Here is a 12,266-nt window from a genome sequence, read left to right on the forward strand (position 1 = left end):
TTTTAATTTTTAATATTAGGGGTTAGTTTTTTATGATGTGCAAAATCGTTGGGCACCAAATTTAAGCTCCCTAAAATATCCAAACTGGCGGCCTTAAGGTTATATGGTAGTTTATCGTTTTTGGCAAGTTCTGTTATAGTTGCAATGAATGGCGTCTTATTGGGTACATATAACAAATGGTTTAAGGCCATTAGAGCCAGATATTCATTGTTTGCTTTACAATAAGATTTTAGTTTCTGTTCGGCATGGCTATTTTGAAAGCTATCATAGGCTATAGCCGATGCAGTAACGGAAACAGGAGCATAGCTGTCATTAATGGCATCAAGTATAGCTGCTTTATGGGGTTTTAGAAGGGTTTTATTTTGGCTTTTTAATCCTGTAATAGCCCAATAACGAATGATTTTATTTTCACTTTTAAGTGCTTTAATTTGTTTCTCGGCAATTGCCTTTCCACGTTTTCCGGACAATGCAGCTATTTTATAGATTTTAGCAATAGGATAGTTATTGGCATCTAAACGAAACTGATAAGGGGTTGTGGTTTTAGAAATAATATCAATTTCATATTCAGGCAAAAACATAACATCCTTAGAGCTCAAAATCTTTTTGTCCAAAGCCTTTCTAAAGCGTTTTAAAACTTTTTGCAGTTCTGGTTTATTGGCTAAATTTTCTGTTTCCCATGGATCGGTTTTAGTATTGTATAGCGTTTCTGCCAAACGTGGTTCAAAAAGACCAGATTGTAAACCGTTTAATTTGCCATTTTTTAGATCGTTTCGCATTTGCTGTTTAATATCACCTATTTCCATATACCGAATATATCTAAGTTCTGGCATAAATGGCATGTAGTTTCTAGAGTAAATATAAGTGCCATCGGTAACACTTCTAGTCATGTCGATTCCGTTATCGGAACGGTCACTAGATAGCTCTAAGTACGGTGCTGCTTTAGAATGATTGTTCGTAGCGAAAACGCGACCTTTCATATGCTTTGGAATGGATACGCCTGCAATGGCAAGCATGGTAGGGGCTAAGTCTTCAAAGCATATCATTTCGTTGGTTACAGCTCCACTGGTTTTTGAAGGTGACAGGTGTTTATATTTCTCTGGAAACCATGCAATAAACGGGACTTGATATCCATAGTTAATACCATTGGTCTTGCCCCTTGGCATACCTTCCCCGTGATCGGCAAAACAGAAAATTATGGTATCGTCTCTTAAACCATCATCTTCTAAGCGTTTTAAAAGCTTCCCAATATTTACATCGGTAAGCGCAATACTGTTATATACACGAGCAAATTGTTTTCGCATTTCGGGAGAATCCCTATAAATTGGGGGCATTGAAAAGTCTTGCTCTCCAATCTTATTTGTTTCAGGCAATTTATCTATTACAAGTTTTTCATAGCTTTCATAAGAAAAGGTCATGGTTCTGGACTGGTGTGAATCCATAAAGTTAAAAACAGCAAAAAAGGGCTGGTCCTGTTCTCTTTTCCACCATCCTGCTTTATCGGAATTTTCATCCCAAGCAGCTTCAGTAAAGTCTTTTGCATTTTTTACATTATAATCTGTTTTGTAGTTGTTAGAAGTATAATAACCTGCCTGCCTTAAATAGTATGGAAATCCATGTATAAAATCAGGAATTGGATAAGAACTACGGTGGTTACCAGTACCCATTTCAAAGGTGCGTACCCCAGTGATTAGGGTAGAACGCGATGGAGAACAAACTGTTCCAGTTGAAAATGCATTGTTAAAGCGTATTCCTGTTTCTGCTAGCTTGTCCATGACGGGTGTGCGAGCGTCTTTATTACCATAGCAGCCTACAAACTGTGGCGATGTATCTTCAAAAGTTATCCATAAAATATTGGGGCGATCTTGTGAAAACCCTAAAAAGCAAATGCTACTTAATATAAAAAAAACAATTCTTATCTTCATACGTTTAAATTTTAGTAATTAATTTATTTTATTGTAATTATAAAATTAAGAACGTGTGCAACCACTCCTTACACTCGTTCTCACATTAAAAATTTTAAACATTCCCTTTTGTGAAAAAATGCTTAAATTTTGGTAATTATTTGATATTGAGTTAGCTCTTAATGTGAGAGCGTATGCAACCACTACGCTCTCACATTGAAAATTTTTAACAGTTCCTTATTATATATAGCTAAAAATCAAAAATGGGTGAAAAATACTTTTTTTAAATGAAAGTATTTCCATTATGATTTGGTAAAAAGCAACTCATCAGTATTAGTAGCTTTCGCTTTAATATTCTTAAAGGTTTGGCTTTTTCCAGTCTCAAGATTTGTACATACAATAGTATACCTTCCCTTTGTAAAAACTTTAGGGTTAAACGAATTATTATGCATTCTTATGTTGTATACCAATTCACTATTACTATCGTAAACGGCTACTAGCGGTTGTACCTTGTTAGTGTCGACAATGGTTGGTAACCAAGCTTCTGCTTTTTTACCAAAATTATCTTTTTCGCTTATGGTAATTGGCCAACCTGGAAATTGACTATTTGTATCATTAGGGTTGCTAAATCGTTTATAACAGTCTGTTTTTATGGTTCTGTCTTTTTTGTTAAAGGTTACAATACCATAGCCTACAGCCCTATTGTAAAGTATTTTAGGTTCTTTGTGCATATTGTGTGGGTTTCCAGCAGCTAATACGGTTATTTTATTTCCAAAACCATCAATGTGGTTACCTGTATAAGCGGGGTTTTCATAGGAGTGTTTTGAAGTGTCTTCAATTGGGGGCCAGAAGCGTCTAGGCCAAACATTGTTAAGTGCGGGGCCAGCAAAAGCAAATCCACTATCTCCAAATGTGTCTACTCCGTATTGCACAAAGGAGCCTAAATGTTGATCGCCAGCAATATGAAAGGCATGGGCTTTGCGTATAATAGAAACTGCCTGGTCTCTTTTTACGGCTGGCCAACCGTTAGAGTCCATATCAACTGTAGGCTTGTCTCCAACTACATATTCTCCAATTTCAGGTATTGGTAAGGAAGGTACTACTTCGTCGTTAACGGCATCTTTGGGCAGGGTAGCCACAGTTGCAAAATTGGTTTGAGACAATACTGCTTTCATTTGGGTGTCTTTAGACCATTCTTCAACCCAATGTTTTAAAAAAGCCTCCTGTCGTTCTCCTAATAGCTCGGCGTCAAGATGTTTATATTCTTTTATGTCAAAATCTTTATTTAAGATCCAACCATTTTCTACTTGGGCGCTTTTAGGAAGTATGTGTTTTGGTGCCGATTTAAATTTTCTGTCTTCAAGAATAGCAAAACTCACACCGGCATAATCCCAATTGGTATAATAGACACTGATACTGTTTTTAGCTGGTGTAGGATCGTATGGATCTGGTAAATGACTTGTTTGCGTAAACTGTACCATATTAACCCATTCAGGTTGCATTTTATATCCACCAGAATCTTGTGATTTATAACCAAAACCTTCTGAGTTATTAGCAAGTTTGCCGCCTTCTCCCCAAACATTACCATGGTACACATCATGGTCGTCAGGAATGATTGCACAAGGGATATGACGGAAAATCTCTCGGTAAGACCAGCCAAACATCATCCACTTTCTCAAATAATCTAAACTAGATTTATCCAACTCGCCATTGTATTGAGCGCCATAACCACCTGTAAATTCGTAAAACTGATCACCTAAAAACATGCTAATGTCTGGCTTTAGTATTGAGATACTTTCATGAATATCGGCGTCAGGAAATCCATAATGTGCATTACAGCTAAAAACAGCTGCTTTTAAATGGTCTTTATCCTTGGGCTCAGCGGCAATGGTACCTTCGTAATCGTATTGGTACAATTCGCTATTCTTTAGAGGTATTTCCAAACGTACACGGTAAGGGATACTTATTTGATGTTCCCAATTAGGTACTTGAAAGTTAACGGCGCGACCTATATTATTTAATGTTGTTTCTTGTTGCGTTGTCCAAGCACCATCAACTTTAAATTGTAGTTTTATCTTATGGTCTTTAACTAATTCTATAGGACTACATTGTGCAGTGAGCTTTAGTTTTTGTTTATGCAAAGTATATTGTGCAAAACATATTGGTCCAAAAAAGTTATTTGGATTATAGTAAAGCGTTTTGGAAGATATGTTCCAGTTTTCGAAGGCAACACTGGGTTGTTCTAAGGTTTTTCGTTTTAAATTAACATCGCTTAATAATGCAAAATTACCTTGTAAGTCTTTTGCAGCTATTTCTACATTATGCTGTTCAACAATTTGCGCATTTGTTTTAGAATCTCTTATTATAACGGTTAGGGCTGCGGTTTCGGAATTCAAGGGGGTAGAAGTAAGCTCTAAGGTATATGTATTTGGAACAGTAGTAATATTGGTTTCATATTGTTTTTTCCCAATTTTAAGTTTACCATTTGGTGTTAAGCCAACATCGAGTCCTTTGCCAAAAACGGCAGCAGAGCGGTAATCGTCAAATGGCCCTTTCGCTCCTATGCGTAGGCCGATACACCCATCGTCGTATTGTGATAAGGTGTTGTTTAAATTACTAATGGTTACTGAGGTTTGAAATGGAATATTGCCTTTGGGGTTTTGTACAGTTAGCAAATGTAGGTTCCTATTCGCGGCAGTAACATCACATATAACACGCCCCTTTTCTAGTCTCCAATCTTGCAAACGGTTACCCCAATATTGAGGGCCTACCCATTTCATGTCTTGCCAAAATTGCCATTCACTTTTAAAGTTTATGGGCACGGGACCTTTAAAGGATGATGAAAAGGATTTAGAAAATGCGTAACTAGAAGTCATAGGTAAGACAGACCCTAATAAAAAGGTTTTAATGTAATCTCTTCGTTTCATATGTATTTTATAGAATTAAATAAATTAGTTTTAAAAAGGAGGTAAGTTGCTTGAACAAAATGTGCCAAATTTAAATTTTTTAGCGTTGGTTTTGGGCGAAATATTCGTCATAAATGGGGGTGGTTTCTTTAAAAAGTATTGATTTTGCTATGTAATCAAAACTTTAATGTTCTAAAGTTTGCTAAAAGACAGTTTACGGGTGTACTATTCTTTAACAATTTTTATTGATGCGCATGATGTAAATTTTAATGTTTGTTCCATGTGTTCATATTTATGCCTCTTTATATAATACGAGTTTTTTAACAGTTTCCCCTATATTATGTTTTGGTAAATAGCAGCTCACTGGTATTTAGGTTTGCAAGTTGTTTAAAAAGGAACATCTTGTTTCGATGATGGCGGAGCACTTCTTAGGTTCTAATATTGCTGTAAACGTTTTGTTAATCATTCTAAGTTTATTGATATGTTTAATGTTTGTGCCATGTGTTCATTTTTTATAGAGTTAATTCCTGATCTTAAAACCCTTAAGCGTATCACCTGGTTAATTAGTGATACTTATTATATATATAACCAAAAATTAAAATGGGTGAAAAATAAATTTTTATTATTGTGAGTTTTTGGTATCGAAAGTAAGACTGTTATCTGTAAAGAAAGTTTAATCGAAAAGAATTCCTCGAGGCTCTGCTTCGGGGATAGTTCGTTTCAATAAACTCTTTATTTTCCTGCATTTCTGTTAAGTAAACTTAAGAGCCTCTATTGCATTATTGCAACTTAACGCCTGTTAAATAGTGTGGTTAGGCATCCATTTTACTAGTTAATTTTGGTATGACCAATCTCTACCAATAAAAACGAAACCATCCAGTGTAAGAAATGGGATACTGTTCTATTCTTTTTTCAATTAAGCTAATATTAGGCTAAGGGTCAAATAGGGACTAGCGATGCATTGCAAAGAAGGTTTATTCTTTAACAATTTCTACTTCAAATAATTTATCCCAACGCTTTCCAGTAACAAAAATGGTATTGGTTACTGTATTGTATGCAATACCATTTAGAACGTCGAGTTTTTCGTGCTGTGTTACTTTCTTTTTTAAGGAAGAAAAATCTATTACAGCAATAACAGCTCCATTTTTTGGGTTGATTATGGCTACGCCATCTTTTTGATAGATGTTGGCATAAATTTTACCATCGACCCATTCGAGTTCATTAATACGCCCAATTTTACCTTTGTTGGTATACACTTGGATAAAACCCTGTTCGGTTAAGGTGTTTGGATCCAATGTCCATATTTTTTCAGTACCATCACTTTTATAAATAACAGTATCGTTATTACATAGGCCCCAACCTTCTTTACTATTCCCGTATTTAAAACTGCTTAATTTATCGAAAGTATTAACGTCGTAAACAAATCCAGTACCTTCTTGCCAAGTAAGTTGGTAAATTTTATTGTTTAAAATAGTAAGTCCTTCTCCAAAATATTCATCCGCTAGGTTGATATTTTTTAATATTTTGCCAGTTTTGTAATCTACATGCCTTAGTTTGGATTCTTTATATTGTCCTGTACTTTCATATAAACTATCATTAAAAAACTCGATTCCCTGAGTGTAGGATGTTATATCGTGTGGATATTCGCTAATGATTTTAAAGGTATAAATTTGTGGCGCTTTATTATTTAGTAAGGTTACAGCGGTATTTACAGTTTGTTTAGTATTATTAAAATATACCGTAGCTTCAATGATATGTTTCCCCAGTTTAAAATTGTTTAAATTAGTTGTTTCCTTTATAATATTACCATTTAAGGTATATAAAACAGAATCTACAGTGTGTTTTTTTTTGTTCTCGAGGGTGATTTTTAAAGTTTCGCCAATAGAAATATCGCCTTTTTTAGCATTTGTTTGTATAATAAAGTCCTTTTTTTTCTTATTTGAATTCGATCCACAAGAACTAAGTAGTACTATTAAAAATATGATTGTGAGTTGTTTAAATATCTTCATTGTTTATTTTTAATTTTAAGCAAGATATTTATTTAAAATCGGTTTAAAAAATCATTGCGAAAATTTTAAAAGATTGTATCTTTGCACTGGCAAGTCCTACACAACCAGCTCCTGTTGAATCCTCCAGGTCGGGAACGAAGCAAAGGTAAATGGTCGTAGCGGTGTGATGTAGGTAGCTTGCCTTTTTTTTATGCCTTTTTTTTCCTCATAAGCATAAACAATACTAACTTTACTAGCAAAAATAGCACATGTCTAAAGTCGTTTTAATTACAGGGGGTTCTTCTGGAATAGGGAAATCAATCGGAGAGTATTTAATTAAAAAAGCATTTAAGGTTTATGGCACAAGTAGAAATCCAGATAACTATAAAGAAAGCCTTTTTCCTATTTTGCAATTGGATGTTAAAGATGTAACCTCAATTAAAAGGGCAGTTAAAACGATAATTGATACAGAAGGCAGATTGGATGTTTTAATTAATAATGCTGGAGCAGGAATAACCGGACCTATTGAAGAAATACCGGAAGAAGAGATTAAAGCTAATTTTGAAACTAATTTTTTTGGACCTATTAATGTTATTAAAGCAGTATTGCCACATATGCGTGCGCAAGGCTCTGGATTGATTATAAATATAACCTCTATTGCTGGTTATATGGGGCTTCCTTATCGTGGGATTTATAGTGCTAGCAAGGGTGCTTTGAAGCTTTTAACTGAGGCTTTTAGAATGGAAATTAAAGATTTTAATATAGAGATGACCAATGTGGCACCTGGTGATTTTGCAACTAATATTGCAGCAGGCAGATACCACGCGCCTATTTTAGATGGTTCACCTTACGAGAAGCCATATGGAGATACATTAAAGCTTATGGATTCTCATGTAGATACTGGTAGTGATCCTAATCTGATGGCTTTGGCAATCTACAAAATAATTACTGCCAAAAAGCCTAAAATACATTACAAGATAGGAGCGTTTATGCAAAAATTCTCAATCGTTTTAAAACGTATTCTTCCCGATAGACTTTATGAAAAACTATTGTTAAATCATTATAAGTTATGAAGTCAAGATGACTCATATAATTTATTAAGAAAGTCAAGTAGGTTTATTTCTTTTATGTAATTTAAATGTAAAAATGATATTATAGTAGTATAAAGTTGTAAATTTGCAGCGAAAAATAAAATATTTTAAGAATGAAGTTTTTTATAGATACAGCTAACCTCGATCAAATTAAAGAAGCACAAGACCTTGGTGTTCTTGATGGTGTAACTACTAACCCATCGTTGATGGCTAAAGAGGGTATCACCGGGACAGATAACATATTAAAGCACTATGTTGATATTTGTAATATTGTTGATGGAGATGTAAGTGCAGAAGTTATTTCTACCGATTTTGAAGGTATGGTTAGGGAAGGTGAAGCTTTGGCAGAGTTACACGACCAGATTGTTATAAAACTACCAATGATTAAAGATGGTGTTAAAGCTTGTAAGTATTTTTCAGAAAGGGGTATAAGAACGAATGTAACACTTGTGTTTTCTGTAGGCCAAGCATTATTGGCAGCAAAGGCAGGTGCAACTTATGTATCTCCTTTTATTGGTCGTTTAGATGATATTTCAACAGACGGATTGAATTTAATAGCCGAGATTAGACAGGTTTACGATAATTACGCTTTTGAAACTGAAATATTAGCGGCTTCTGTAAGGCATACAATGCACGTTATCGATTGTGCTAAATTGGGTGCGGACGTCATGACAGGGCCTCTTAGTTCTATTGAAGGTTTATTAAAACACCCATTAACCGATATAGGTCTAGCTAAGTTTTTAGAAGATTATAAAAAAGGCAATAATTAGGTAATTAATTGTCTTTTTGTAAATGAACTCATCTTGACTTTTTCCAATTGGTTAAAAAATTGCCCTTTTGAGCCTGCTTTTCGTCATTTTCTCATTCCGTAGCCCTGCTATGCAACTTAAAAATGCCTTCCATCAAGCTCAAAATAGCTAATTTTCACTTCAATCAAAAAAGTCAAGATGAGTTCAATATTAAAAAGCCGGTATTTACCGGCTTTTATGTTATATGTGCTTAGAGGGTTTTATTTGTTAATTAACCCTAACAGTTGTTCTTCAAAATTCCTTTCAAAAATATTGGTATTGCTGTTAACTATCTTTTGGTCTTTATCAACTAAAATTGTTTTAGTCATATGCCAGATGGCTAATGCTTTTGTCGACTCAGATGGATTTTGGAATTTGTATTCATCTTTGTTTAAAATCTTATTGGTTTCTATAATGGTTTTCCATTTTTGGGTATCGTAATTATCAATATTTATGCTTATAAACTTAACTTCAGGGTATTTCAGTTTTAATTCGTTTATTTTATTATGGCTCTCCTTAAAGTGATTATAAAATTTATGTGACCAAAAGAATATAACAGTAGGCGAATTTATTAAAGAATTAATAGCGTTTTCATTACTGTTATATAAGTTAATAACTTTAACATTTGGTATACTTGTCCCTTTTTTTAATTTACTTAATGAGTTCGCAAAAAGCTTTATTTCTTCATTGTTTTCATTACTGGAACTTTTACTTAAATAACTAGCTATTATTTTTTTGTTAGTTGTTTCACTATTATTTCTGGTTAAAAAGTTCATAGTGAATTTAAATAGCAATTCATTTTTTAAAGTATTGTTTGTAACCAAACTGTCAATAAGATTTAGCCTGTCCAGGTTGTAGCAGGAGGACATCCAGTTAAAGTTGTCTCCCTGTGAATGCTCAAAATGACTAGAAAGCGCTAAATTACTAAGACTATATTTTAAAAACGATTTGTAAATGTAGTTGTCTTTTAAATTATCGTCACTATAGTTAATTTGCTGTCTAAAGGCATAGAAGTTTTTAGGGAGGTCTTTTAAAATTTCAGCTTTATCACCATAATGGACAAAAGGATAGATTTCTTTGTTATAATAGTAGTTAAAATCAATATTGGCCCTGGCTATGCTGTTAAACAACTCAGATGTCTTGTTTTTGTCCTTAAAGTCCTCAAGGTTCTTGTCTTTATTATATTTTATTGAGTCTACGTGTTTTTCGTAGGCCTCTGGTGTTAGCTGACATAATTTGAAAATCTTTTTAACCTCGTTTTCATTTTTTAAAAACTCATCGATAAAATAATTATTCTTTTTAGCACCTATACCTGTATAAACCAAGGATTCATCAAAGTCCAAGGTATTTAACCTAAATAAAATACTATCGTTAGGCTCTAAGAGTACTGTTTGGTATTCAAGACCTTCGGAGGATTGCAAACTAAACGAATATAAACCTGGTTTAAGATTATCAAATTTATATATAAACCGATTGTTTTTGTCAAGCCTAACCGTGTCTATAATTTTGTCGGCATGCGTAATAAAAACAATATTGTTTTTAGGGCTAACAACTTCACCTCCAATGTAAGCATAGCCCTCCTTGTTGTCATGCTCGCAGCTAAGAGCAGTTATTAAAATAGTTAATATCCAAAAATATAATTTCATAAATCTCCTTCTAAAAAAATGAGTAATGTACTCGCTTTTCTATACAAAAATATAGGTTGTAATTAAAAAGTGCTGTTAATGCGCTGTTAAATAAACATAACTTAAGGATTGCGGCAAATCTATTGTACCCCACAAGCACTTATTGTTTAATACATAAATTTTAAAAGCCAGCTTGTTTGGTCCTAATAAATTATTAGTAGAGGATGTTTCGTCTTACGGTTTGAATTTTCTACTTTTGCAGAAAATAAAAAGACTCATATATGTTATCAGTTTCGAATCTTTCGGTTCAGTTTGGGAAACGCATCCTTTTTGATGAAGTAAATACAACCTTCACACAAGGGAATTGCTATGGAATTATTGGAGCTAATGGATCAGGGAAATCTACGTTTTTAAAGATTCTTTCAGGAAAACAAGAGCCTACTTCGGGGCATATTTCATTGGAGCCTGGAAAGCGTATGTCTGTATTGGAACAGAACCATAATTTGTATGATGGACATACAGTATTGGAAACCGTTTTAATGGGAAATAAGCCTTTATTTGAAATAAAATCCGAAATGGATGCTTTGTATGCTGATTATTCGGATGAAAATGCAGAAAGGATAGGAGAGCTTCAAGTGCAATTTGAAGAGATGAATGGATGGAACGCCGATAGTGATGGAGCTGCAATGTTGTCGAATTTAGGTATAAAAGAAGAGTTTCATTATACGCTAATGGGCGACATGGATGGTAAGCAAAAAGTACGTGTGCTATTAGCACAAGCCTTATTTGGAAATCCAGATGTGCTGATTATGGATGAGCCTACCAACGACTTAGATTACGAAACTATTTCTTGGTTGGAGAATTTTTTAGCTAACTATGAAAACTGTGTTATTGTGGTATCCCACGACCGTCACTTTTTAGATGCGGTATGTACACATATTTCGGATATTGATTTTGGTAAGATTAACCATTATTCGGGAAATTATACGTTTTGGTATGAATCTTCTCAATTAGCTGCGCGCCAACGTGCTCAGCAAAACAAGAAAGCCGAAGAAAAGAAAAAGGAATTAGAAGAATTTATCAGACGTTTTTCTGCCAATGTAGCTAAAAGTAAACAGGCTACCAGTAGAAAAAAGATGATCGATAAGCTGAATATTGCCGATATTAGACCTACTAGTCGTAGGTATCCAGCTATTATTTTTGAACGAGATAGGGAAGCAGGGGATCAAATTTTAAACATTCAAGGTTTAGCAGCTTCAATTGAAGGAGAAACATTATTTAAAGACATCGATCTTAATCTTAACAAGGGTGATAAGGTAGTTGTATTTTCAAAAGACTCAAGAGCAACCACTGCTTTTTATCAGATAATAAACGGGAAAGAACAAGCAGATGCGGGGGAGTATGCTTGGGGGATTACCACGACACAGTCTTATTTACCATTGGATAACAGTGAGTTCTTTAATAACAATTTGACCTTGGTAGATTGGTTACGTCAATGGGCAACAACCGAAGAAGAGCGCGAAGAGGTTTATATTCGTGGTTTTTTAGGAAAAATGATCTTTAGTGGAGAGGAAGCCCTTAAGAAATCCAATGTATTATCTGGAGGAGAAAAAGTGCGTTGTATGCTAAGTAGAATGATGATGGTAAGAGCAAACGTACTTATGTTGGACGAACCTACAAACCACTTGGATTTGGAAAGTATTACAGCATTTAATAATTCTCTTAAAAACTTCAAAGGGACTATTTTGTTTACAACCCACGATCATGAATTTGCCCAAACAGTAGCAAATCGCGTGATCGAATTAACACCTAATGGCATAATTGATAGGTACACTACTTTTGATGAATACATGCAGGATGCCAAAATTAAGGAATTGCGTGATAAAATGTATTCGGTAACGGCCTAACGAAATATATATTTGGGCTTGAATACCCCTTACTAGCTATAGAAAAACAGTTTTTAAAAT

The 12,266-nt window shown here is 34.2% G+C and carries 7 protein-coding genes and 1 other RNA gene; 4 read left to right on the forward strand and 4 right to left on the reverse strand.

Going from position 1 to position 12,266, the window contains the following annotated elements:
* Positions 1-2: 2 nt before the first annotated feature.
* The 3 genes from JF259_RS04380 to JF259_RS04390 form a co-directional block, all read right to left on the reverse strand.
* Positions 3-1,922, reverse strand: coding sequence for a sulfatase family protein (locus JF259_RS04380; protein WP_199113773.1), 1,920 nt, complete (start codon positions 1,920-1,922; stop codon positions 3-5).
* Positions 1,923-2,203: 281 nt separating this feature from the next.
* Entirely contained in the window at positions 2,204-4,828 is a 2,625-nt protein-coding gene (locus JF259_RS04385) for an alkaline phosphatase D family protein (protein WP_199113775.1), read from the reverse strand.
* A gap of 953 nt (positions 4,829-5,781) precedes the next feature.
* Entirely contained in the window at positions 5,782-6,816 is a 1,035-nt protein-coding gene (locus JF259_RS04390; RefSeq protein WP_199113777.1) for a glutaminyl-peptide cyclotransferase, read from the reverse strand.
* Positions 6,817-6,903: 87 nt separating this feature from the next.
* Between JF259_RS04390 and ffs the strand changes: the two genes are divergently transcribed.
* From ffs to fsa, 3 genes are all read left to right on the forward strand, one after another.
* Positions 6,904-7,002, forward strand: an RNA gene (gene ffs, locus JF259_RS04395) — signal recognition particle sRNA small type.
* A gap of 62 nt (positions 7,003-7,064) precedes the next feature.
* Complete coding sequence (locus tag JF259_RS04400) at positions 7,065-7,868, forward strand: SDR family oxidoreductase (protein ID WP_199113779.1); 804 nt, start codon at positions 7,065-7,067, stop codon at positions 7,866-7,868.
* Between the two features lie 131 nt (positions 7,869-7,999).
* Positions 8,000-8,656, forward strand: coding sequence for a fructose-6-phosphate aldolase (gene fsa, locus JF259_RS04405; protein WP_199113781.1), 657 nt, complete (start codon positions 8,000-8,002; stop codon positions 8,654-8,656).
* Positions 8,657-8,895: 239 nt separating this feature from the next.
* Here the strand turns inward: fsa and JF259_RS04410 are convergent, their stop codons facing one another.
* A complete protein-coding gene (locus JF259_RS04410) occupies positions 8,896-10,320 on the reverse strand; it encodes a TlpA family protein disulfide reductase (protein ID WP_199113783.1) in 1,425 nt (474 codons plus the stop codon).
* Positions 10,321-10,580: 260 nt separating this feature from the next.
* On the opposite strand from JF259_RS04410, the gene JF259_RS04415 reads away from it, so the two are divergent.
* The gene (locus tag JF259_RS04415) at positions 10,581-12,206 is read left to right on the forward strand and encodes an ABC-F family ATP-binding cassette domain-containing protein (RefSeq protein WP_199113785.1); all 1,626 of its coding nucleotides are present in this window, start codon (positions 10,581-10,583) and stop codon (positions 12,204-12,206) included.
* The last annotated feature ends 60 nt before the right edge of the window (positions 12,207-12,266 follow it).

Source organism: Snuella sedimenti (assembly GCF_016428595.1).
Classification (GTDB): domain Bacteria; phylum Bacteroidota; class Bacteroidia; order Flavobacteriales; family Flavobacteriaceae; genus Snuella; species Snuella sedimenti.

Excerpts from the sequence above, each read along its gene's own strand:
- JF259_RS04380 (WP_199113773.1), bottom strand. The coding sequence starts at position 1,922 with ATGAAGATAAGAATTGTTTTTTTTATATTAAGTAGCATTTGCTTTTTA.
- JF259_RS04385 (WP_199113775.1), bottom strand. The coding sequence starts at position 4,828 with ATGAAACGAAGAGATTACATTAAAACCTTTTTATTAGGGTCTGTCTTA.
- JF259_RS04390 (WP_199113777.1), bottom strand. The coding sequence starts at position 6,816 with ATGAAGATATTTAAACAACTCACAATCATATTTTTAATAGTACTACTT.
- JF259_RS04400 (WP_199113779.1), top strand. The coding sequence starts at position 7,065 with ATGTCTAAAGTCGTTTTAATTACAGGGGGTTCTTCTGGAATAGGGAAA.
- fsa (WP_199113781.1), top strand. The coding sequence starts at position 8,000 with ATGAAGTTTTTTATAGATACAGCTAACCTCGATCAAATTAAAGAAGCA.
- JF259_RS04410 (WP_199113783.1), bottom strand. The coding sequence starts at position 10,320 with ATGAAATTATATTTTTGGATATTAACTATTTTAATAACTGCTCTTAGC.
- JF259_RS04415 (WP_199113785.1), top strand. The coding sequence starts at position 10,581 with ATGTTATCAGTTTCGAATCTTTCGGTTCAGTTTGGGAAACGCATCCTT.